The organism is Streptomyces sp. NPDC043908 (genome assembly GCF_056435525.1).
The window spans coordinates 82,800-104,126 of record NZ_JBWKEI010000012.1 but is presented as its reverse complement, the minus strand read 5'-3'; the positions used below and the strand labels follow the sequence as shown (position 1 = coordinate 104,126).

The following is a 21,327-nucleotide window of genomic DNA, read 5'->3' as shown; positions in this document are numbered from 1 at the left end:
CCATGTTCTCCCGGTCGTGGTCCCGCCCCTTCTCCGAGTCGGGCGGCGTCGGACGCCCCGCGTTCGTCACCGAGTTCGGCCTGTGGACCGATGAACAGGCCGCCGCCGCCGAGCAGATCGAGGCATCGCTCGACGAGGTCGACCTCGTCCGCCTGGCCTTCGGTGACCCGCACGGTCTGGCCCGCTCCAAGACGCTGACCGTCGACGCGTTCCGCTCGGTCCTGCGCAACGGCATGGACTTCAGCTCCGGGCCCTTCATCTTCGACACCGGTCACGCGGCGGCGCTCGACTACCTCGCCGACCCCGGTGTGGGCGTCGACGAGATCGCCGGCGCGGGCAGCTTCGTGCTGGTGCCGGACCCGCTGACCTTCCAGATCCTGCCGCACGAGGGGCCGCGCACCGCCTGGGTGCTCGGCGACGAGTACCTGCGCGACGGCTCCCCGCACCCGCTCTCCGCGCGCAACGTGCTGCGCCAGGTCGTCGCCCGCTACGCGGCCCGCGACCTCACCCCGGTGCTGGGCCTGGAGGTCGAGTGGTACCTCACCAAGCGGCTGCCCGGCCCGCCCGGGAACGCGGGCAACGGCTTCGGCCTCCAGGGCGCGGCCCCCCAGGTCGAGGCGGTGAACTCGGGCTACCAGTTCAACCTGGACTCCCACTACGACTCGGTCGCCCACTTCACCAGCCCGCTCGCCCTCAAGCTCCTCGGACTCGGCCTGCCGCTGCGGTCGATCGAGCACGAGTCGGGTCCGGGCCAGATCGAGACGACCTTCAACCCGATGCACGCGATGGACACCGCCGACGCGATGCTGCTGTTCCGCACCGTGGTCAAGCAGACCGCGGCGCGCCAGGGCTACCACGCCACCTTCATGTCGCTGCCGCGCGTCGACAGCTTCGACCCGAGCGGCTGGCACCTGCACCAGTCGGTGATGGACGCGACCGGCCGCAACGTCTTCGCGGCCGAGGGCGGCGGCATCTCGGACCGGGGCCGGGCGTACATCGACGGTCTGCTGGCCCGCGCCCGCGACCTGTGTCTGCTCTCGGTGCCCACGGTCAACGGCTACCGCCGCCTCAGCTCGGAGTTCTCGCTCTCGCCGACCCGGATCGGCTGGAGCTACGAGGACCGCAGCGTGATGCTCCGCGTCGTCGGCGGCGGCTCCGCCACCCACGTCGAGAACCGGACCGGCGAGCCCACCGCCAACCCCTACCTCGCCATCGCGGCCCAGCTCTCCGCGGGCTTCGACGGGCTCACCGCCACCCCCGGCACGGCCCCGCGCCCGGCCGGCGCCGAGGGCGCGACCGAGACGCTGCCGCAGTCCCTCGACGAGGCTCTGGAGGCCTTCCGGGCCGGTCAGGGCGCCGAACTGCTCGGCAAGCCGCTCGCCGCCACGCTGGCCAAGCTCAAGGAGAGCGAGGTCTCCCGCTTCGAGGCCTGGCGCGCCCAGGAGCGGCCCGCCGAGGGCCAGGTCACCGAGTGGGAACAGCGCGAATACTTCGAGGCCTACTGATGGCCCCTGCGAACCACCTGTCGACAAGCTCACCCTGGGGGTGCTGGCCCATATGATTCCCCGCTATACCCTGCCCGCGATGGCGGACATCTTCTCGGACCAGGCGCGGTACGCGACCTGGGTCCGGGTGGAGATCCTCGCCTCCGAGGCCCAGGTGCGCCTGGGCCGGGTGCCCGAGGACGCCGTCGAGGACATGCGGCGGGCCCCGGTCCCGACGCCCGAGCGGGTGCAGGAGATCGAGCGGGAGCGGGACCACGAAGTGCTCTCGTTCCTCGCCGCCTACTGCGAGGGCATCCCCGACGAGTCGGCCCGCTGGGTCCACCTCGGCATGACGAGCTACGACCTCGTCGACACCTCCCTCGGGTACAACCTGGCCCGCGCCACCGACCTGGTCCTCGCGGCCGGGGTGGAGCTGCGCAAGGTCCTGGTCGAGCGGGCCCTGGAGCACTGGGAGACGGTCATCGTCGGCCGCACCCACGGGGTGCACGCCGAGCCGACCTCCTTCGGCCACAAGCTGGCGCAGTTCGCGTTCTCCGTGGACCGCTCGCTCACCCGCCTCAAGGCGGCCCGCAAGGCCGTGGCGGTGGGCACCATCTCCGGTTCGGTCGGCACGTACGCGCTGATCGACCCCTCGGTGGAGGCGTACGTCTGCGAGGAGCTCGGGCTGGGAGTGGAGCCGGCGCCGAGCCAGGTCGTCGCCCGCGACCGGCACGCCCAGCTGCTCCAGGCCGTCGCCCTGCTGGGCGCGGGCATCGAGCAGATCGCCCTGGAGCTGCGGCTGCTCCAGCGCACCGAGGTCCGCGAGGTGGAGGAGCAGCGCACCTCCGCGTACCAGGGCTCCAGCGCCATGCCGCACAAGCGGAACCCGACCACCAGCGAGCGGCTGAACGGTCTGGCGCGGCTGCTGCGCGGGTACGCGGCGACCGCCCTGGAGAACGTGGCGCTGTGGCACGAGCGCGATCTGGCGCACCAGTCGGTGGAGCGGGTGATCCTGCCCGACGCGCTGGCGGTCGGCCACTTCCAGGCCACCATGGCGACCCGGCTCGTGCGCGACCTCAAGGTCTTCCCAGACCGGATGCGGGCGGGCATCGACCGCACCGACGGGCTGGTGTACAGCTCCGCCGTCCTCGCCGACCTGCTGGCCGACGGGGTGGAGCGGGAGAAGGCCTACCGCGCCGTCCAGGCCGCCGCGAACCGTACGATCGCCACCGGCGAGCACTTCGGGGACACGCTGCGCCAGGAGGGCATGGACATCGGCCAGCTGCGCCCTGAGCGTTTCCTCGTCAACCACGGCGTGATTCTCGATCGATTGGAGCAACTTCGTGACCTGGAAGATTGAGCGTGTGGACGGTGCGGACCTGGACCTTGAGGAGGTCCTGGAGGTCTACCGCTCCTCCGGGCTCGGGGAGCGCCGTCCGATCGAGGACGTGGAGCGGTTCGCCGCCATGGTGCGAGGCGCCAATCTCGTGGTCGTGGCGCGCGCGGAGGGCAGACTGATCGGCATCGCGCGCAGCATCTCCGACTTCAGCTACGCCACCTACCTCTCGGACATCGCGGTCAGCGGCGACCACCAGCGCTCGGGCATCGGCCGGGCGCTGATCGAGGCCACCCGGCAGGAGGCCCCGCGGGCGAAGGTGATCCTGCTGTCGGCGCCCGCGGCGGTGGACTACTACCCGCACATCGGCTTCACGCAGCACAACTCCGCCTGGGTCCTCAACCCGTAGGGAACGGGCGGCAGTTCACGAAGGAGGCCCCCGCGCCGGCCGAGCCGGTCCGCGGGGGCCTTTCTTCGTGTGGTCGAGGTGTGCGAGGCCGATGTTGCACGCCATGGATATTCCGGCGGATTCCTGGTAAAGAAACGGGGCCCCCGGGGTATTCACCTCACCCCGGGGGCCCCGCCGTAAACCCGTCTCACCGCGGGCGGCCATTCACGGCCGCCGTCCGAAAGAATTCCTCGGACTTATGACGGTTGTTCAACTTGTTTTACTTTTGCTGCGGTCGGGGCGAAAGGCGGAAATTACCCGTTGCCCAGCTTGAAACCGACCCCGCGCACGGTAATGATCCAACCGCTGTCGCCGAGCTTCCCGCGTAGACTGCTGACATGAGTGTCGACAGTGCGACGCGACCATGAGTCACCCCATACCTGCTGAAGCAGGCGTTTGCGCGGAATGACCGTGTCCGGATGCGAGGCGAGCAAGCAGAGCAGATCGAATTCCTTGCGGGTCAGCCCCACCTCGCGGCCGTCCAGGCTCACCTCGCGGGAGCTCACGTCAATGCGCAACCGCCCGTGCAAGATCTCTCTGGCAACGGGCGGCTGGAACCTCGCTCGGCGCATGACGGCTTCGATCCGTGCCATTAATTCGCGGAAGCCGTAGGGCTTGACCACATAGTCGTCCGCGCCGGCCTGGAGGCCGAGGACGCAGTCGAGCTCGGAGCCGCGGGCCGTCACGATGATGACCGGGATGCCGCTGACCGAGCGGATGGCCCGGCAGACCTCCAGGCCGTCGAGGTCCGGCAGCTCCAGGTCCAGCAGGACGAGGTCGACGTCCTCGTACGCCTGAAGGGCGGTGCTGCCGCTCTTCACGCCGATGGCCTCGTGGCCGTGCCTGCGCAGTCGGCACACCAGGGACTCCGCGCCGTCGACGTCGCTGTCGACCACGAGGATCCGCCGGCCCCGGGAGAGGCCGGCCACCCTGCGCACCGCTTCCGACACGCCCTCTTCGATCAGGTGTGGTCCTCCTGGACCACGCTGGACAGGTATATGAGGCTCCAGCACTGCCTCTGACGAACTCTGAGTCATGCCTCCCCCGCGAGTCATGTCCCTCCCCCATCTGAGTGAGTCCACTGTGAGATCCGATCCGGATGTCACCGACGAACAACGACGAACCTACAGACCGCTGCTACGGAATTCAAAGAGGTTCGAGCAAATAACAAATAAACTGTGTCGGTTATTGAGCGAGATCGGACAGGGCGCCCTCTTCGTTTCCCTACGTGATCACGACGGGGAGCCCTCGTCAACCAGTCCTCGCCATGCGGAAGCGGAACACTGGCAGGTCCGTTGATTCAACCAAGGGTAACGCGCCGCGACTCGCATAATCCGGCCATCTTGGCGCACCTCTGACGTTGACGTAGCCATGACATGATGTTGGCCACGGCGGCCTGGAGGTTTACGGAATGGGGACGGGTCCGCTGACAACAAGTTAAATAACAGGTGTCCAAGTGGCGTCTCGCTGGCCGGTGGCTTGAAGAGACCGGTACTGCGCCTCAGTCGGGCGCGTCCCGCGCCTCCCAGCGCTCCCTGTGATCGGGCTGTAGCTTGCAGTACGCCAACACCTGCATGACGAAGACCCCCATTCACCGCACAGAATGGTCGTCGGGGAGAGTGTGTGTCAAGTAAAGTCCGGCGGCCTGAACAGCGCTGAGCCCCGGGTGGGGCCGCCCCGGTCCGGACGGCCCCACCCGGGGCGGCGCGCACCACTCGGTGCGCGGAATGCACTTCTCCGGACCGCAATTGACGGTCCGTCAGTATTAGGTCAGGCCAGCACCGGGCCGCCGGCGCGCCAGGTGCGCGGGCCGTCGAAGCCCGTCGCCCGGTCGGTGCGGCGCCAGCTCGCCGAGCGCCGCTGCCGGGGGATCATCACCCGGGCCGCCTCCGCCCGCGCCTCCATGGCGGAGAAGTGCGCGAAGAACAGCGCGGCGAGCGCCGCCAGTTCCTCCGGATCCGGATTGCCGCGCTCCACTCTCAGCAGCTCACGGCAGTGCTCCAGGGTCATCGCGCCGGACTCGGCGGCGCTCTGGGCGGTCTCGGCGGTCTCGGTGATCCGGGTCATCTCGCTCATGTCGGTCCCCTCATCTCGGAAGTCGGGCCTACTGGGGCGGGTTGCCGTGCTTGCGGCGCGGCAGTTCGGCGTCCTTGGCGATGAGCATCGCCACCGAACGGCACAGCACCGACCGGGTCTCGCGCGGGTCGATCACGTCGTCGACCAGACCGCGCTCCGCCGCGAAGTAGGGGTGCACCAGCTCGTTCTTGTACTCCTCGATCTTCTGCGCGCGCATCGCGTCGGGGTCGTCGGCCGCGGCGATCTCGCGGCGGAAGACCACGTTCGCCGCGCCCTCGGCGCCCATCACCGCGATCTCGTTGGTCGGCCAGGCGAACGCGAGGTCCGCGCCGATCGAGCGCGAGTCCATCACGATGTAGGCACCGCCGTACGCCTTGCGCAGCACCACCGAGATACGCGGCACGGTCGCGTTGCAGTAGGCGTAGAGCAGCTTCGCGCCGCGCCGGATGATGCCGTCGTGCTCCTGGTCCACGCCGGGCAGGAAGCCGGGGACGTCGACCAGGGTGATCAGCGGGATGCTGAAGGAGTCGCAGAACTGGACGAACCGCGCTCCCTTCTCGCTCGCCTTGATGTCCAGGACGCCCGCCATCGCGGAGGGCTGGTTGGCGACGATGCCGACGACGTGGCCGTCGAGCCGGGCCAGCGCGACGACCAGGTTCGGCGCCCAGTTGGCGTGGATCTCCATGTACTCGCCCTCGTCGACGAGCTCCTCGATCACCGAGCGCACGTCGTAGGAGCGGTTGCCGTCGGCCGGCACCAGGTCGAGCAGGGCCGTGCCCTCGCGGTCCACCGGGTCCGAGGTCTGGGCCAGCGGCGGCATCTCCCGGTTGTTGGACGGCAGCAGCGACAGCAGATAGCGGACCTCGGCGAGGCAGGTCTCCTCGTCGTCGTACGCGAAGTGCGCCACGCCCGAGACCCCGGCGTGCACGTCCGCGCCGCCGAGCCCGTTCTGCGTGATCTCCTCGCCGGTCACCGCCTGCACCACGTCCGGGCCGGTGATGAACATCTGCGAGGTCTCGCGGACCATGAAGACGAAGTCGGTCAGGGCGGGCGAGTAGGCGGCGCCGCCCGCGCACGGCCCCAGCATCACCGAGATCTGCGGGATCACCCCACTGGCCTTGGTGTTGCGCTGGAAGATGCCGCCGTACCCGGCGAGGGCGCTGACGCCCTCCTGGATCCGGGCGCCGGCGCCGTCGTTCAGGGACACCAGCGGCGCACCGGCCGCGATCGCCATGTCCATCAGCTTGTGGATCTTGGAAGCGTGGGCCTCGCCGAGGGCGCCGCCGAAGATCCGGAAGTCGTGCGCGTAGACGAAGACCGTACGGCCCTCGACCGTGCCCCAGCCGGTGATGACACCGTCCGTGTACGGCTTCTTCGCCTCCAGGCCGAAGCCGGTCGCCCGGTGCCGGCGCAGCTGCTCGACCTCGGTGAAGCTGCCCTTGTCCAGGAGGAGTTCGATGCGCTCGCGCGCGGTCAGCTTGCCCTTGGCGTGCTGCGCCTCGGTCGCGCGCTCGCTGGGGCCGCGGACGGCCTGCTCCTTGCGCTCGCTCAGCTCGTCCAGCCGGTCGGTGACCTCGCCAGAGGACGGTGTGGTCGGCGTGGTCGGCGTCATGTGGTGTTCCCCCTGTAGGTTGCGGATCCTTGGTGCGGAATCGACTGCCTTCACGGTCACGTCGGGTGGTGGCGCAGGGCCGCCGCAGCGGCGTAACCCGGCTGGACGGGCACGTTGCGCACCGTCCAGCCGTGCGGGCGGTCCGGGGCGTCGCGGTCGCCCAGGTAGTCCGCCGCGGGTGAGCGGGTGAGGCCGGTGCCCAGCCCCTTGAGATAGGCCTCCTTGCGGGTCCACAGCCGGGCGAACGCCACCGTCCGCTCGGCCGCGGGCAGCGCGCGCAGCTCCTCGCGCTCCTGCGGGTGCAGTCGGGGCAGCACCATCTCGACGGCCTCGGGCGACGGGACGCGCTGGACGTCCACGCCCACCGGGGCCGCCGCGACCCCGATGGCGATCAGGCCGTGGCTGTGCGAGAGGTTGAAGTGGAGCGGCAGCGGCGGATCGATCAGCCGCGGCTTGCCGTACGGGTCCTCGCCGCGGCCCAGCACGAGCCGGCCGGGCTCCAGACCGGTGTACGCGGCGAGCAGGGCGCGCAGGGTGGCGTGCGCGGTCACGTACTGGATCCGGTCGCGGGCGGACACGTAGGACGCGGCCCGCGCCTCCTCCATCGCGTCCAGCGCCCGCATCAGCGGGCACACCGGCGCCACCTCCTCGGCGGGCGGCCGGAAGACCAGCAGGTGCAGCCGTCCCGCCGCGGGGGCCGCCCGCAGCGGCGTACGGGTCGCGTTCACCGGCCCACCGCCTCGTGGACGGGGCCGCCCTTTCCGTCGCCCCCGGGCGTCTGGAGGGCCTTGGCGGCCCCGGCGGGGGCGGGGCGGCGGTCGTACGCCAGCGCGGTGAGCGCGGCCGCCAGCGAGACCAGGCCGCCCACGTAGAAGCCCGAGCGGGCGCCCAGGTGCTCGGCGAGCCAGCCGATGAGCAGCGAGCCGAGCGGGGTCGAGCCCTGGAGGATCAGGGTGTACAGCGCCATCACCCGGCCCCGGTACCGCGGGTCGCTGCCGAGCTGGACGCGGTGGTTGACGGCCTGGACGAAGAAGATGGTGGCGCCGCCGGTGAGCGAGAGCAGCACGATCGCGGTGGCGAAGTTCGGCGCCCAGCCCGCCACCGTCTCCAGGGCCGCGAAGACCAGGGCCGCGCCCACCACCAGGCGGCTGGAGGGGCGGGTGCGCCGGGCGGTGGTGGCGAACGCGGCGATCAGCGAGCCCGCCGCGAAGCCGGTGGTGAGCAGCCCGAAGGAGGCCGCGTCGGCGTGGAAGACGGTCTTGGCGTACAGCGGCAGGGTGAGCTGGAAGTTGAGCCCGAAGAGGGAGATCACCCCGACGAGCAGGAGCGGCAGCTTCAGGTCCGGGCGCCCGGCGACGTACCGGAGCCCGTCGACCACCCGGGGCCGGGTGTCCTGCCGGGCGCCGAGCAGGAGCTCGCCGGGCCGCATCATCCGCAGCCCGATCACGGTCGCCAGATAGCTGACGGAGTTGAACAGCATCACCCAGCCCGTGCCGAACCCGGTGATGAGCAGCCCCGCCAGGGCCGGTCCGACCACCCGGGCGGTGTTGAAGTACGCGGCGCTCAACGCCGAGGCGTTGGGCAGCAGTTCGGGCCCGACCAGTTCGCTCACGAACGACATCCGGGTCGGCACCTCGACGGCGTTGACCACCCCGAGGCCGAGCGCGCACAGCCAGATGTGCCACAACTGGACGGCGTCCGCGAACGCCAGCACCGCCAGGACCAGCGCGAGCACACCGGACGCCAGGTTGGCGCAGGTCAGCAGCAGCCGCTTGTCGTAGCGGTCGGCGAGGCGCCCGCCGTAGAGCGTGAGCAGCAGCAGCGGCGTGAACTGGAGCGCGGTGACGACGCCGAGGGCGGTGCCGGAGTTGTCGGCCAGGCCCAGGACGATCCAGTCCTGGGCCACGACCATCATCCAGGTGCCCGCGACGGAGACGACCTGCCCGGCCGCGAAGAGCCGGAAGTTCCGTACGGCCAGGGAGCGGAAAGGATGGGCGAAGGTGCTGGTCATAGGCTCGGATGCTCAGGCATCGCGTCCCGCCCTGGTGATGCAGTCCTCCAGGAACGCGAGCGTGCGCAGGTGGTAGGAGCGGGCCGCCCAGCCGAGGCTGATGTTGTGGCCGGCGTCCGGCTGGCGGTCGACGACGATGCGGGGTGCGGAGGTGAGCTGGGCGGCGAGGTCGGCGAGGTCCTGCTCGCCGTGGAGCCACCAGCCCTCGTGCTCGGCGAAGGTGAGCCGGACGGGGATGCGCACGCGCGGTGCCAGCGCCGCGAACAGCTCGGGCCAGCGCGGCAGTTCGTCCGCCTCGCGCTCCGGCATCGGCGCCACCAGGGTGCCGCTGCTGCGGAAGGTGTTCGGCGGGTAGAGCCGCAGCGGCCCCCAGTGGCGGGCGATGTGCTTGAGGCCCTTGCGGATCACGCCCGGGGTGACGGCGTAGCGGTGGCCGCAGCCGGAGATGTCGAGGCCGAGGAGGCCGTCCCCGGTGCAGTGGGCGGCGGCGGAGAGCGCCAGCTTGCCGCCGAAGGAGTGGGCGACGAGCAGGATGCCCGCGCCGGTGGGGTGCTTGGCGGTGAAGTCGTCGATTCCGGCGCGCAGCACGTCGGTCTGGTCGGCGACGGTGAGGCCTTCGGGGAGCTGGGCGGCGGAGTGCCCGTACCCGGGCCGGTCGACGGCCAGGACCGTGTAGCCGAGCCGGGCGCCCAGGGTGAGCAGCGACAGCTCGGGGTGGGCCTGGCCGTCGAAGTACCCGGCGTTCATGCCGCCGCCGTGGACGGCGACGACGGTGGCGCGGGGTGTGCCTTCCGGCTCGCACAGCAACGCGGACAGGGTGACACCGCCCGCGTCCAGGGTGATCCTGCGGACGCCCTGGGAGACGGCGCCCGGTGCGAGCGTGCTTTCCATCAATGCCCCCGTTTGCGTTGAGGTTCGTTTCGCCGCGGCCCCGCGCCCCCGAAGGGGCGCGGGGAACCGCGCGACCAGCCGCCGACGGCCCGCGGACGCGGGACCGCCCTCAGAACCGAGCTCTCCGGCGTCACGAACCCGCCGGGCCGAACCACCGCCCGAGGGCGGCCTCCAGGGCCGGGACGTCGTCCCCGGCCCAGGCGACATATCCATCGGGCCGTACGAGCACGGCACCCGCGCCCGCGAGCGGGTCGGTACCGCCGTCCACCGGCTTGGCCGAGGCCGTGACGACATCGACCCGTCCCTGCCACGCGGCGGCGGCGCCCCGTACGGCCGAGGAGTCGCCCAGGTCGAGCAGCACCCCACGAGCCGGGTGCAGCAGCGCCGTGGTGCTGGTCTCGCCGTCCGCCAGGACCAGCGTGCGCGGCGGGATCCGCCGCCCCACCAGCGGGTGGCTGCCGCCCAGCTCGTACCGGATGTCCAGACCGCTGACGATGCCCGCCAGATGCCGCTTGACGTCGTCGTACTGGATGAGCTCGCCGAAGAGCTGGCGCAGCGGGTCCGCCTCGGGGCCGCCGAGGAAGACCATCCCCTGCGCGCGGGTGTTCATCAGCAGCCGCGCCCCCACGGGGTGGCGCTCGCCGTGGTACGTGTCGAGCAGCCCCTCCGGCGCCGTCCCGGCGACCTCCGCGGCCAGCTTCCAGCCGAGGTTGGCCGCGTCCTGGACGCCGGTGCTCAGGCCCTGGCCGCCGGCCGGGAGGTGGATGTGGGCGGCGTCGCCGACCAGCAGGACCCGGCCGCGCCGGTATTCCGAGGCCTGCCGGGTGGCGTCGCTGAAGAAGCTGACCCATTCGGCGCCGCCGTGCGAGATGTCCTCGCCGGTGATCGACTGCCAGGCCGCGGCAACCTCCTCGAAGGAGACCGACTCGCCGCTGTCGCGCGCGGGCGCGTTGTCGGGGCAGACGATGATCCGGTCCACGCCCGGGGCGAGCGGGGCCGCCATCACCATGCCGTTGTTCAGCCGCTCGCCCAGGAAGCGCGGGCGCAGCTCGCAGCCGGTGACGTCGGCGAGGAACATCGCCCGGGTCGCGGAGGTGCCGGGGAAGTCGAATCCGGCGGCCTCGCGCACCACGCTCCGCCCGCCGTCGGCGCCCACCAGGTAGGAGGCGCGCAGCTTGCGTACGGCGTTGGGCGTCTGGACGGTGATCTCGACGTCGTCGCCGTCCAGGAAGCCGTCGGTCAGCTCCAGGAACTCCCAGCCGCGCCGGATGTCGACGCCCAGCTCCCGCGCCCACTCCTCCAGGACCGCCTCCGTCTTGTACTGCGGGATGCCGCGCGCCCCGAAGTGCCCGTCCTCCAGGACGGTGTAGTCGAACTGCACACCGCCGAAGTGGCCCATGGGGCTGATCTCCAGCGTCTCGCCCTGGCCGAACCGGGGCAGCAGCCCGCGCTGGTCGAAGATCTCCATGGCGCGGGCGGTGAAGCCCAGGCCCCGGGACTGCCCGGTGGGCTTCGCCAGCCGTTCGACGACGACGACCCGTGCCCCGCCCAGGCGCAGCTCGCCGGCGAGCATCAGACCGGTCGGACCCGCGCCGACGATGATGACATCGGTGTCCACGGCTGTCCCCTCCATAGTGTTCCCTTTCCTGGACGTGCCCGGTGGTTCCCTGTCCTGCTGGGAGTCGTACGGTCGTGCGCGGGGGTGGGGTGGTGCGTGAGTCAGCGCGCGGGGCCGAACCAGCGCTCCAGGGCCTCGCTCAGCCCGGCGCCGTCGGTGTCCGGCGCGCCCGCCCAGGCCACGTGGCCGTCGGGGCGGACCAGGACGGCGCCCACGCCCTGGAGGGCGCCGTCCTTCTCCGGCGCGGCGGGCAGCACGGTGACCCGGCCGGCCCAGCCGGAGGTGTCCGGCAGCGCCGCACCGCCGCCGGACAGATCGAGGAGCACACCGCGTGCGGTGCGCAGCAACTGGGCCGTGTGCACCGGGCCTTCGCCGGTGGTCAGGCCCGTGTCCGGCAGCCGGGCGCCGAGCAGCGGGTGCCCGGGGCCGCCGACGTCGTAGCGGATGTCGAGACCGCTGATCATCCCGGCGAGGTGCGCCCGGACGTCGTCGTGGGTGAGGAGTTCGGTGAGGACCGAGCGCAGCGGCTCGACCTCGGGGCCGCCGAGCAGCAGCATGGCCTGCGCCCTGATGTTGGACAGGACGCGCCGGCCGACCTCGTGGCGCTCGCTGTGGTACGTGTCGAGCAGGGCCTCGGGGGCCGCGCCGCCCAGGTGCAGGGCGAGCTTCCAGCCGAGGTTGAAGGCGTCCTGGAGGCCCAGGTTGAGGGCCTGGCCGCCGATGGGCATCTGGCGGTGGGCCGCGTCCCCGGCGAAGAGGATCCTGCCGTGGCGGTAGCGGGTGAGCTGGCGGTTGGCGTCGCCGAACGCGTTCGCCCACAGCGGGGTCCCGCCGCTGATGTCCTCGCCCGTGACGCGCTTCCAGACCGCCGCGATCTCCCCGAACTCGGGGTCGGTGGTGCGCGGTTCGGCGTGGGAGCCGAACTCGTGCACCATCACCCGGGTCACCCCGTCCCGGGTCGCCGCGATGGCGAGCCCGGCCGGGAGCCGCTCGAAGCGGCGGTTGGGGATGGTGACCCCGGCCACGTCCGCCCGCAGCAGCTCGCGGCCGGCGTCGTTGCCGGGGAACTCGGCCCCGATGAGGCGGCGCACGGTGGAGTCCTCGCCGTCGCACCCGACGAGGAAGCCGCCGCGCACCACGACCGTGCCGTCGGGCCCGGCCGCCGTCGCCTCGACGAAGTCGCCCCGGTCGACGACCTCGCGCAGCTCGTGGCCGCGCCGCAGGTCCACGCCGAGCGAGAGCGCCCACTCCTGGAGCAGGGCCTCGGACCGGGTCTGGGGCATCTTCCACTGCCCGGGGAAGGGGCTGGGCAGGGTGAGGTCCATGGGGATGCCGCCGAAGTGGCCGCGCGGCTCGTTCGGCGGCGTCCCGAAGACACCGAGCAGGCCGCGGCTGTCGAGGAGCTCCATGGTGCGGGCGTGCAGCGTGGAGGCCCTCGACTCCGTGGTGGGAGCGGCCCGCTGTTCCAGGACGACCACCTCGGCGCCGCCGAGGCGCAGCTCACCGGCGAGCAGCAGCCCGACGGGGCCGGCGCCGACGACGACGACCTGGGTGTCGAGGCGGTCCGTGGTGGTCATCTCCGGTTCAGCCCTTCGACTCGGCGTACGTCTTGGCGTGGTTGAGCGTGGCCGTGCTGTTGGTCGACAGCGCGGTGTGCACGTACTCACGGGCGTCCGCGACGGTGGCCTCGGGGCCGAGGATCTTCGCGATGTTGTCCGTGTTGAGGGTGACGGTGTGCTGCGAGGAGGCGGCCGTGCCCTCGGGCGTCTCCTCGAACGTCCAGATCCCGGTGTGCAGGGTCATCAGCGCGGGCAGCGTGACCTGCTTGTACGCGATCTTGTAGTTCGGGAAGGTCACCCGGTACGACTTGGTGGTGTGGACCGAGCCGTCCTTGGCGCGGGTGTCCATCTCCAGGGTCTGGAGCCCGGGGGTGTCCTCGGTCAGCCGGACCACGGCCACGTGCGGCAGCCGCTCGGACCACCGGTCCGCCTCGTTGATGAAGTCGAACAGGTCCTTGGGCGAGCCCTGGACGATGACGGTGTCGGTGAACGAGAACGTCACCTCCTCGGTCGCGTGGGCCAGTTCGACGTTCTGCTTGAGCGCGGCCAGCTCCGAGCGGCTGTTCTTGTCGACGGCCTCGTCGATCCAGGCCAGGCCCTCGGGGTCGTCGTCGATGGCCCGGTAGTCGTGGAGCAGCCGGACCCGCGAGGAGTTCTCCCCCAGGGTCTCGATGATCCAGGTGCCGCCCATCGCCGCGACCGGAGGCGTGGTGACCTCCTGGCGGAAGGTGATCCGCAGGGCCTCGGGGTCCAGCTCGCGGTGCGAGGTCCAGTTCTTGGCCTCGCCGTTGGCGGTGGCCCAGATCCGGATGCGCTCGTGGTTGCCGTTCTCCCCGACCTGGTCCACGTAGATGGTGGGCGGGAAGATCCGCGGCCAGTTGGTCACCTCCGCCAGCAGCCGGTACACCGCTGCGGCGGGGGCGTCGATGGTGATCTCGTGCTCGACCTCACGGGTCGTCATATCCGCTGCTCCTTCGGGTACGTGGCGGATCAGAAGTTGCCGAGTCCGCCGCAGACGTTGAGCGCCTGCGCGGTGATGGAGGCGGCGGTGTCGGAGGCGAGGTAGCCGACCAGACCGGCGACCTCGTCCGGGGTGGAGTAGCGGCCGAGCGGGATCTTGGCCTGGAACTTCTCCAGGATCGCGTCCTCGGAGGTGGAGTAGGCGGCCGCGTAGCCCTGGCGCACGCGCTGGGCCATCGGCGTCTCGACGTAGCCCGGGCAGACGGCGTTGACCGTGATGCCGGTGGGCGCGAGCTCGTTGCCGAGCGCCTTGGTGAAGCCGACCACGCCGTGCTTGGAGGCCGAGTACGGGGCGCCGAGCACGACGCCCTGCTTGCCCGCGGTGGAGGCGATGTTGATGATCCGGCCGCGGTCCTTGTGGCGCATGCCGCCGGTGTTCAGGACCTCGCGGGTCACCCGGAAGACGCTGTTCAGGTTGGTGTCGATGACGGCGTCCCACAGCTCGTCCTCGATGTCGGCGGTCACCCCGCCGCCCGACCGGCCGGCGTTGTTGACCAGCACGTCGACCGTGCCGAAGCGGTCGACGGCCGACTGCACGAAGGCCTTGACGCTGGCGGCGTCGGTGACGTCCAGCGCCGAGCCGTCGGCCTCGAAGCCCTCGCCCTGGAGCTGCTTGACGGTCTCGGCGACGTTGTCGGCGTTGCGCGCGCCGATGAAGACGCGGTGCCCCTGGGAGGCGAGCAGCCGGGCCACGGAGAGCCCGATGCCGCTCGTGGCACCCGTCACCAGTGCGACCCGTGCGGTGTTCTCGGTCATGTCGTTCTTCCTTGTCGAAAGGCTCAGGCGGCGGACGCGGAGGAGAGCTGGGCGTTGACGACCTCGATGAGGGCGCGCGGGGTGGTGGCGTCGGTCAGCGCGTCGTCGTCCAGCGAGATGCCGTACTCACGCTCGATCCGGCCGCCCGTCTCCAGCAGGGCGAGCGACTCGTAACCCAGGACCTCGAACTCGGTGTCCAGGATGTCGCCGTCCAGGTCGACGCCCTCGTCGGCGCCCGCTGCCTCAAGGAGGATGCGCTTGAGGTCGTCGAGGGTGAACGTGGTGGCCATGGGGTTTCCCTTTCTTAGGTGTACGGCGTTGCCGGATGTCTGGGGCGGTACCGCGGAGCGCTAGGCGCGGACGACCACGGCCGAGTTGAAGCCCCCGTAACCGCGGGCCAGGACCAGGGCGGTGCGCAACTCGGCGGTGCGCGGCTCCCCAAGGACCAGGTCCAGGTCGTACTCGGCGGCGGGGTCGATGTGGACGGTCGGCGGGATCAGGCCGTCCTTGATGGCGAGGAACGCGGCGGCCAGGTCCAGCGGCGCCGCGCCCGAGTAGAGCCGTCCGGTCATCGTCTTGGGCGCGGTGACCGCGACCCCCCGGGTGCCGAAGACCGCGTTGATCGCCTCGGCCTCCTGCCGGTCGAGCTCCGGGTCGGCGGCCGCGTCGGCGAAGACCACGTCCACGTCGCCCGGGGCGACCCCCGCGTCGGCCAGGGCGAGTTCGATGGCCTTGCGCAGGCCCGGCGGACGGCCGGAGCCGGCCCTGGGGTCGATGGTCGAGCCGTAGCCGGCGACCTCGCCGTAGATCCGGGCGCCGCGGGCGCGGGCCGACTCGGCGTCCTCCATGATCAGGATCGCGCCGCCCTCGCCGGGCACGTACCCCGCGGCCTCGCGGTCGAAGGGCAGGTAGGCGCGGTTCGGCTCCTCGCTGGTGGAGAGCCGGTCGCTGGACAGCTGCGCCACCCAGCCCCACGGGCAGACCGAGGCGTCGATGGCGCCCGAGACGATCAGCGCGGTGCCCTTGCGGATCTGGCGGCGGGCCTGCGCCACGGCGTCGAGGCCGCCGGCCTGGTCGCTGACGACCACGCCGCTGGGGCCCTTCATCCCGTTGCGGATGGAGATCTGGCCGCTGTTGACCGCGTAGAACCAGGCGAAGGACTGGTACGCCGAGACGTACTGGCTGCCCTTGGACCACAGGGCCTGGAGCTCGCCCTGGCCGAACTCGAAGCCGCCGGCCGCGCTCGCGGTCACCACGCCCATGTCGAACTCGGGCAGTTCGGAGGGGGTGATGCCCGCGTCGGCGAGCGCCCAGTCGGTCGCGACCAGCGCGAGGCGGGTCACCCGGTCGGTCTGCGGCAGCAGCCGGCTCGGCAGCAGGTCCTCGGCGACGAAGCCGGGGACCTCGCCGGCCAGCTTGGCCGGGTAGGACGACGGGTCGAAGCGGGTGATGCGGCCGATGCCGCTCTTGCCACCGACGGTCGCCGCCCAGTAATCCTGGATGCCGAGCCCGTTGGGGGACGCCACCCCCAGGCCGGTGACCACCACGGACGACGTCATGCGAGGTTCCTCTCGGGACGGGCGAGCACCACGGCGCTCTGGAATCCACCGAAGCCGCTGCCGACCGAGAGCACCGCGTCGGTCCGCTGGTCGCGGGCCGTGAGCGGGACGTAGTCCAGGTCGCACTCCGGGTCGGGCGTGTGCAGGTTCGCCGTGGGGGGTACGACGTTGTACTCCATGGCGAGCGCCGAGGCGGCGATCTCGATCGAGCCGATCGCGCCCAGCGAGTGGCCCACCATCGACTTGATGGAGCTCATCGGGATCCGGTACGCGTGGTCCCGGAGGCTGCGCTTGACGGCTGCCGTCTCGTGGCGGTCGTTCTGCTTGGTGCCGGAGCCGTGGGCGTTGACGTAGTCGATCTGGTCGCCGTTCATCCGCGCCTCGTCGAGCGCCACGCGGATCGCCTCGGCCATCTCCGCGCCGTCGGGGCGCAGTCCGGTCATGTGGTACGCGTTGGAGCGCGTGGCGTAGCCGGCGATCTCCGCGTAGATGTGGGCGCCGCGCCGCCGGGCGCTCTCCAGCTCCTCCAGGACGAAGAAGGCGGTGCCCTCGCCGAGGACGAAGCCGTTGCGCGAGTTGTCGAAGGGGCGCGAGGCCGTCTCCGGCTCGTCGTGGCGGTTGGTCGTCGCCTTGATCGCGTCGAAGCACGCCATGGTGATCGGCGAGATCGGCGCGTCCGAGGAACCGGCGATCATGACGTCGGCGGAGCCCTCGCGGATCAGCTCGACGGCGTAGCCGACGGAGTCGATGCCGGAGGTGCAGCCGGTGGAGACCACGGTGCTGGGGCCCTCGGCGCCGACCGCCCAGGCGACCTCGGCCGCGAAGGAGCTCGGCACCAGGTGGTTGTAGAGGTGCGGGACGGCGTACTCGTGGTCGACCAGGTCGAGCCGGCCGCCGTCGCTGACGACCCGGTACTCCTCGTCGAGGCCCATGGTCGCGCCGACCGCGCTGCCGACGGTGACACCGATCCGGTACGGGTCGAGGGCGCCCAGCTCCAGGCCGCTGTCGGCGACCGCGCCGCGCGAGGCGACAACGGCGAACTGCCCGGCGCGGTCCATGCGCCGGACCTCCTGCGGGCTCAGACCGTGCTCGTACGGATCGAAGTCGATCTCGGCCGCCACCCGGGAGCGGAACGGCGTGGGGTCGAAGAAGGTGATCCCACGCGTCGCCGTGCGGCCCTCGCTGAGGAGGCTCCAGAAGTTCTTGGTGCCGATTCCACCCGGGGCGAGCACCTCCATCCCCGTGATGACGACCCTGCGAGGCGTTGTCACGCGCCCGCCTCCCAGTTGTAGAAGCGCGCGGCCATGGCGTCGGCGGGCGAGCGCCAGGTGGCCGGGTCGTACGCCTGGATGAACGGCTTGAGGTCCTCGCTGATCCCGACGAACCGCGGGTCGTTCTTCGCGGCCTCGATCAGCTGACCGCCGTTGTCCACGTCGAAGTCCTGGAGGTGGAAGTAGAGGCCCCGGTAGGAGAACAGCTGGCGGCGCCGCGTCCCCATCCGGTGCGGCATGTCCGTCGCGTCGAACTCGGCGAACAGCTTGGCGACGTCGGTGCTCGAACCGGGTTCCATGCGGGCGACGATCAGCGTGCTGTGCATACGTTTTCGCTCCTCAGCGGTTGCGGTTGATCCGGCACTGGCCCGGCTCCCGGCGCGTACGACGTCGGACGCGCCCGGACAGGAGGGCCATGAACGGGAGTTGAGCGAGGAGATCAGCGGTGGCGAACCACGCCCCGGATCATGTATTCAAGGGTCTTCTGATCCCGCTCGCCGTTCAAGGCGCCCCGGTTCAGGTCTACGTCCGGTTCGGTCAGGTTCCGCAAATACACCGCAGCCATGTCAGAGAACACGCAACGAAGAGCAGCGGGGCGGTGCGCAATTGTCACGTCGGCGTCAGGTGCCGTCAGGTGGCGGACCGGAGCGTCTTGTGGGCGCGACCGGCCCGGAAATGCCGGAACGCCCGGCTCCATAAACGGAGCCGGGCGTTTCGTGAGGTGCGGTGGTGCGTTTTCGCGCCGGGTGTTACTGGCCGGCGGCGCGGGTGTGGACGACCCGGTAGGTGTTGGAGTCCACCGACGTCAGGAGCGAGCCGGTGCGCTTCTCCGCGTCCAGCCGGGCGGCGGGCTTGTCGTCCTGCGCGACGGCCTGGTAGGCGTCGAACGCCTCCTTGCTCTCCCACTGCGAGTAGGAGACCACGAAGGAGCCCTCCAGGCCGCGGGCGGCGACACCCTTGAGGACCGTGTGGGAGACGTAGCCGGGAACGTCGCTGAGGAACTTCATCGACGGGCCGAGCGCGTCCACCAGGGCGTCCTGGTTCTTCTCCTCGACACCGAAGACCGCGATCACGGTGTAGTCGGAGCGCTCCGGGGAGATCTCGACGTCCCCGCCCGACTTGGTCTGGGAGTACGCGATCTCGTTCTGGAGCAGCCGGATGGAGGTGGTCAGCTCGCCGAAGAGCGGGAGCGTGCGGTGCTTGAACTCCTCGCCGTCGTAGCGGTCCTCCAGGTCGGCGCGGCTGCGCCACTGGATGAAGTTGGCCGTGCCCGGCTTGTCCACACCGGCGTGCACGGTGGAGGACATCCAGCCCGGGTAGGCCGCCGCGTCGACGATCTCGCGCATCGCGCCGAGCAGACCCTCCTGCTTCTCCGGGGCGTCCGTGGAGAAGAGGTTGAGGACGGTGAGGTGCTTGTCATCGCTGGAGATCTTGGGCATGTTCTTCGCTTCCTTCGGGGTACGGGTATGAGAGAACCGGGCGTCGGGCCCTGCTCAGTTGGGCCGGCCGAACCATCGGTTGAGGGCGTCGACGAGCCCCTCCGTGCGCGAAGCGGAGGGGGAGACCCAGGCGACGTAGCCGTCGGGGCGCACCAGGAAGGCGTCCAGACCGGCGTCGCAGTCGTGCTGCTCGGCGGTGACCGTGGTGACACGGTCGGCCCAGCCCGCGGCGAGCGACCGCAGGTGGGAGTCGTCGGTGAGGTCGAACAGGACGGCCTTGCCGGCCGCCAGCAGCTCGAAGTTGGTGGTCTTCTCGCCGTCGACCACCAGTTCCTCGTCCTTGAGACGGCGGCCGAGGAGCGGATGGTCGCCCTCGCCCACGTCGTGGCGGATGTCGAGTCCGGTGACCATCCCGATCAGCTTCTTCTGGACGTCCTCGAACTCGGTGAGCTCGGTGAAGACGTCGAGCAGCGGGGTGATCTCGTCGCCGCCCAGGTAGAGGATCCGCTGGGCGAGGGTGTTGGTGAGCACCCGGGCGCCGACCGGGTGGCGCTCGGAGTGGTACGTGTCGAGCAGGCCCTCGGGAGCCTGTCCCTTGATCTCCAGGGCGAGCTTCCAGCCGAGGTTCACCGCGTCCTGCACGCCGGCGCTCATTCCCTGCGCGCCGATGGGCAGGTGGATGTGCGCGGCGTCGCCGGCCAGGAAGACCCGGCCCTTGCGGTACTCGGCGGCCTGGCGGCTCACATCGGTGGTGGTGGAGACCCAGTGCACCGTGGCGCCGCTGATGTCCTCGCCGGACAGGCGCTTGAACGCCTCGGCCACCTCGTCGAAGGTGATCGGGTCCGGGCTCTTGCGGAGCGGCTCGCTCCGGTCGAAGTAGACGATCCGGCAGCGCTCCGGGCCGAGCGGCAGCACCATGACCATGCCGCCGGGCACCCGCTCACCGCTGAAGCGCGGGCGCAGCGGCACCCCGCTGATGTCGGCGAACCGCAGCTCGATGGCCGGGTCGGTGCCGGGGAAGTCGATGCCCGCGAGCTTGCGCACCGCGCTGCGGGCGCCGTCCGCGCCCACCAGGTAGCGGCCGCGCAGGGTGGCCTGCCCCTCGGGCGTGGTCACCTCCACGGTGACCCCGTCGGCGCCGTCCTCCAGACCGGTGACCTCGACCCCGCGGCGGACCTCGGCGCCCAGCTGCCCGGCCCAGCCGGCCAGCACGCCCTCGGTGCGCGACTGGGGGATGCCCCGGGCGCCGTAGGAGCCGCCCTCGACCAACCGGTAATCGATGGACACTCCGCCGAAATGGCCGACCGGAATGACGTCCACGCCACCGAATCGCTCCAGCAGCCCGCGCTGGCCGAATTCCTCGATGGTCCGCGCGGAGAATCCCAGCGCACGCGACTGCTGTATCGGCTCGGCAAGGCGGTCGACGACAATCACGGACACGCCGTTCAGGCGCAGTTCGCCTGCGAGCATGAGTCCTGTGGGGCCGGCTCCCGCGATAATTACGTCCGCGTCAAAGTTATCCATCTACCCTCTTCCGACTGGCGTTTCTCCAGTATCCCGAGGGCCCCGGTGAGCGTAAATAGCTGCTAGTACAGGCCTTTGACAAGTACGTCAACTCTGCTACAAGGAGTCTTGGTCAGAGGCCTGTTCCGGCGTCATCCTCAACCATGACCTCAAGCCAATCCACCGCCGATGTCGCGGGACTGCTCGACCGCTACCTGATCAATCTGGACGACGACAAGCTCGACGACGCCTGGGCCCGGGGGCTGTTCACCGAGGACGCCGTCGTGGAGTTCCCGATGAGCCGGCACGAGGGGATCGCGGGCCTCGCCGAGTACCACAGCACCGCCCTCGCGGCCTTCGCGCGCACCCAGCACATCAACTCGCCCGCCGTGGTCGAGATCGACGGAGACCGGGCGACGCTGCGCGCCAACATCGTCTCCACCCATGTGCACCACCCCTCCGACCATCCGGAGGACGCCGAGCGCGACCCGATATTCGCCAACGGGAGCCTGGTGAGCGCCGAGGCCCGGCACACCCCGGACGGCTGGCGCCTGAGCCTGCTGTCGCTGCGCATGATCTGGGTGACCGGCACCCCGCCCCGCAAGGGCTGAGACCCGCGACACGGGACGAGCGCGGGGGGGGGGGGGAGGGGGGTTTCTTTCCGGCGCGCTCGTCTTTGTCCCGTGCGCCCTCTCTCGCGTTTTTTTCCTCCCATTTGTTGGCATCACACTCTCTCCCCCTATC

General features: G+C 71.0%; 20 protein-coding genes. 4 read left to right on the top strand and 16 right to left on the bottom strand.

Features of this window, described 5'->3' with window-relative positions; genetic code table 11:
- Positions 1 to 2 precede the first annotated feature (2 nt).
- The 3 genes from AC069K_RS25505 to AC069K_RS25495 are packed head-to-tail and all read left to right on the top strand — an operon-like array spanning position 3 to position 3,229.
- Positions 3 to 1,505, top strand: coding sequence for a glutamine synthetase family protein (locus AC069K_RS25505; protein ID WP_478620196.1), 1,503 nt, complete (start codon positions 3 to 5; stop codon positions 1,503 to 1,505).
- A 52-nt stretch (positions 1,506 to 1,557) separates the two neighbouring features.
- On the top strand, positions 1,558 to 2,844 hold the full coding sequence (gene purB, locus AC069K_RS25500) for an adenylosuccinate lyase (protein ID WP_365112464.1): 1,287 nt from the start codon (positions 1,558 to 1,560) through the stop codon (positions 2,842 to 2,844).
- The gene (locus tag AC069K_RS25495) at positions 2,828 to 3,229 is read left to right on the top strand and encodes a GNAT family N-acetyltransferase (protein ID WP_358832647.1); all 402 of its coding nucleotides are present in this window, start codon (positions 2,828 to 2,830) and stop codon (positions 3,227 to 3,229) included. Before purB ends, AC069K_RS25495 begins: the two co-directional genes overlap by 17 nt.
- Before the next feature lie 293 nt (positions 3,230 to 3,522).
- Here the strand turns inward: AC069K_RS25495 and AC069K_RS25490 are convergent, their stop codons facing one another.
- The 16 genes from AC069K_RS25490 to AC069K_RS25415 form a co-directional block, all read right to left on the bottom strand.
- Positions 3,523 to 4,323, bottom strand: coding sequence for a response regulator transcription factor (locus AC069K_RS25490; protein ID WP_371655131.1), 801 nt, complete (start codon positions 4,321 to 4,323; stop codon positions 3,523 to 3,525).
- 715 nt (positions 4,324 to 5,038) lie between these two features.
- Positions 5,039 to 5,344 carry an acyl-CoA carboxylase epsilon subunit gene (locus tag AC069K_RS25485; RefSeq protein WP_478620193.1) on the bottom strand — a complete coding sequence of 102 codons (306 nt, stop codon included), beginning with the start codon at positions 5,342 to 5,344 and terminating at the stop codon, positions 5,039 to 5,041.
- Between the two features lie 28 nt (positions 5,345 to 5,372).
- Entirely contained in the window at positions 5,373 to 6,956 is a 1,584-nt protein-coding gene (locus AC069K_RS25480; RefSeq protein WP_365112458.1) for an acyl-CoA carboxylase subunit beta, read from the bottom strand.
- A gap of 56 nt (positions 6,957 to 7,012) precedes the next feature.
- On the bottom strand, positions 7,013 to 7,684 hold the full coding sequence (locus AC069K_RS25475) for a 4'-phosphopantetheinyl transferase family protein (RefSeq protein ID WP_358832644.1): 672 nt from the start codon (positions 7,682 to 7,684) through the stop codon (positions 7,013 to 7,015).
- Complete coding sequence (locus tag AC069K_RS25470; RefSeq protein ID WP_478620190.1) at positions 7,681 to 8,967, bottom strand: MFS transporter; 1,287 nt, start codon at positions 8,965 to 8,967, stop codon at positions 7,681 to 7,683. Before AC069K_RS25470 ends, AC069K_RS25475 begins: the two co-directional genes overlap by 4 nt.
- Before the next feature lie 12 nt (positions 8,968 to 8,979).
- A complete protein-coding gene (locus AC069K_RS25465) occupies positions 8,980 to 9,858 on the bottom strand; it encodes an alpha/beta hydrolase (protein WP_478620187.1) in 879 nt (292 codons plus the stop codon).
- 130 nt (positions 9,859 to 9,988) lie between these two features.
- Entirely contained in the window at positions 9,989 to 11,476 is a 1,488-nt protein-coding gene (locus AC069K_RS25460; RefSeq protein ID WP_478620184.1) for an FAD-dependent monooxygenase, read from the bottom strand.
- 101 nt (positions 11,477 to 11,577) lie between these two features.
- Positions 11,578 to 13,053 (bottom strand): FAD-dependent monooxygenase, encoded by a 1,476-nt coding sequence (locus AC069K_RS25455; RefSeq protein ID WP_478620181.1) that lies wholly within the window; start codon positions 13,051 to 13,053, stop codon positions 11,578 to 11,580.
- Positions 13,054 to 13,060: 7 nt separating this feature from the next.
- Positions 13,061 to 13,996, bottom strand: a complete 936-nt coding sequence (locus tag AC069K_RS25450) for an aromatase/cyclase (protein WP_358832639.1) — start codon at positions 13,994 to 13,996, stop codon at positions 13,061 to 13,063.
- 29 nt (positions 13,997 to 14,025) lie between these two features.
- Entirely contained in the window at positions 14,026 to 14,811 is a 786-nt protein-coding gene (gene fabG / locus AC069K_RS25445; protein ID WP_358832638.1) for a 3-oxoacyl-ACP reductase FabG, read from the bottom strand.
- Between the two features lie 23 nt (positions 14,812 to 14,834).
- Positions 14,835 to 15,101 (bottom strand): acyl carrier protein, encoded by a 267-nt coding sequence (locus AC069K_RS25440; RefSeq protein ID WP_358832637.1) that lies wholly within the window; start codon positions 15,099 to 15,101, stop codon positions 14,835 to 14,837.
- A gap of 60 nt (positions 15,102 to 15,161) precedes the next feature.
- Positions 15,162 to 16,370 carry a ketosynthase chain-length factor gene (locus AC069K_RS25435; protein ID WP_478620178.1) on the bottom strand — a complete coding sequence of 403 codons (1,209 nt, stop codon included), beginning with the start codon at positions 16,368 to 16,370 and terminating at the stop codon, positions 15,162 to 15,164.
- Complete coding sequence (locus tag AC069K_RS25430; protein ID WP_478620174.1) at positions 16,367 to 17,641, bottom strand: beta-ketoacyl-[acyl-carrier-protein] synthase family protein; 1,275 nt, start codon at positions 17,639 to 17,641, stop codon at positions 16,367 to 16,369. The genes AC069K_RS25435 and AC069K_RS25430 overlap by 4 nt, the downstream gene beginning before the upstream one ends.
- Entirely contained in the window at positions 17,638 to 17,967 is a 330-nt protein-coding gene (locus AC069K_RS25425) for a TcmI family type II polyketide cyclase (protein WP_358832634.1), read from the bottom strand. Before AC069K_RS25425 ends, AC069K_RS25430 begins: the two co-directional genes overlap by 4 nt.
- A gap of 423 nt (positions 17,968 to 18,390) precedes the next feature.
- The gene (locus tag AC069K_RS25420) at positions 18,391 to 19,080 is read right to left on the bottom strand and encodes an antibiotic biosynthesis monooxygenase family protein (RefSeq protein WP_365112435.1); all 690 of its coding nucleotides are present in this window, start codon (positions 19,078 to 19,080) and stop codon (positions 18,391 to 18,393) included.
- Between the two features lie 54 nt (positions 19,081 to 19,134).
- Positions 19,135 to 20,604: an FAD-dependent monooxygenase gene (locus AC069K_RS25415; protein WP_365112432.1), complete on the bottom strand. Its 1,470-nt coding sequence runs from the start codon at positions 20,602 to 20,604 to the stop codon at positions 19,135 to 19,137.
- A gap of 143 nt (positions 20,605 to 20,747) precedes the next feature.
- Here AC069K_RS25415 and AC069K_RS25410 point away from each other — a divergent pair, with 143 nt between their 5' ends.
- Complete coding sequence (locus AC069K_RS25410; RefSeq protein WP_365112430.1) at positions 20,748 to 21,194, top strand: nuclear transport factor 2 family protein; 447 nt, start codon at positions 20,748 to 20,750, stop codon at positions 21,192 to 21,194.
- Positions 21,195 to 21,327 lie beyond the last annotated feature (133 nt).

Excerpts from the sequence above, each read along its gene's own strand:
- AC069K_RS25425 (WP_358832634.1), bottom strand. The coding sequence starts at position 17,967 with ATGCACAGCACGCTGATCGTCGCCCGCATGGAACCCGGTTCGAGCACC.
- AC069K_RS25505 (WP_478620196.1), top strand. The coding sequence starts at position 3 with ATGTTCTCCCGGTCGTGGTCCCGCCCCTTCTCCGAGTCGGGCGGCGTC.
- fabG (WP_358832638.1), bottom strand. The coding sequence starts at position 14,811 with ATGACCGAGAACACCGCACGGGTCGCACTGGTGACGGGTGCCACGAGC.
- AC069K_RS25480 (WP_365112458.1), bottom strand. The coding sequence starts at position 6,956 with ATGACGCCGACCACGCCGACCACACCGTCCTCTGGCGAGGTCACCGAC.
- AC069K_RS25455 (WP_478620181.1), bottom strand. The coding sequence starts at position 13,053 with ATGACCACCACGGACCGCCTCGACACCCAGGTCGTCGTCGTCGGCGCC.
- AC069K_RS25415 (WP_365112432.1), bottom strand. The coding sequence starts at position 20,604 with ATGGATAACTTTGACGCGGACGTAATTATCGCGGGAGCCGGCCCCACA.
- AC069K_RS25410 (WP_365112430.1), top strand. The coding sequence starts at position 20,748 with ATGACCTCAAGCCAATCCACCGCCGATGTCGCGGGACTGCTCGACCGC.
- AC069K_RS25465 (WP_478620187.1), bottom strand. The coding sequence starts at position 9,858 with ATGGAAAGCACGCTCGCACCGGGCGCCGTCTCCCAGGGCGTCCGCAGG.
- AC069K_RS25490 (WP_371655131.1), bottom strand. The coding sequence starts at position 4,323 with ATGACTCGCGGGGGAGGCATGACTCAGAGTTCGTCAGAGGCAGTGCTG.
- purB (WP_365112464.1), top strand. The coding sequence starts at position 1,558 with ATGATTCCCCGCTATACCCTGCCCGCGATGGCGGACATCTTCTCGGAC.
- AC069K_RS25485 (WP_478620193.1), bottom strand. The coding sequence starts at position 5,344 with ATGAGCGAGATGACCCGGATCACCGAGACCGCCGAGACCGCCCAGAGC.
- AC069K_RS25440 (WP_358832637.1), bottom strand. The coding sequence starts at position 15,101 with ATGGCCACCACGTTCACCCTCGACGACCTCAAGCGCATCCTCCTTGAG.
- AC069K_RS25420 (WP_365112435.1), bottom strand. The coding sequence starts at position 19,080 with ATGCCCAAGATCTCCAGCGATGACAAGCACCTCACCGTCCTCAACCTC.
- AC069K_RS25450 (WP_358832639.1), bottom strand. The coding sequence starts at position 13,996 with ATGACGACCCGTGAGGTCGAGCACGAGATCACCATCGACGCCCCCGCC.
- AC069K_RS25470 (WP_478620190.1), bottom strand. The coding sequence starts at position 8,967 with ATGACCAGCACCTTCGCCCATCCTTTCCGCTCCCTGGCCGTACGGAAC.
- AC069K_RS25435 (WP_478620178.1), bottom strand. The coding sequence starts at position 16,370 with ATGACGTCGTCCGTGGTGGTCACCGGCCTGGGGGTGGCGTCCCCCAAC.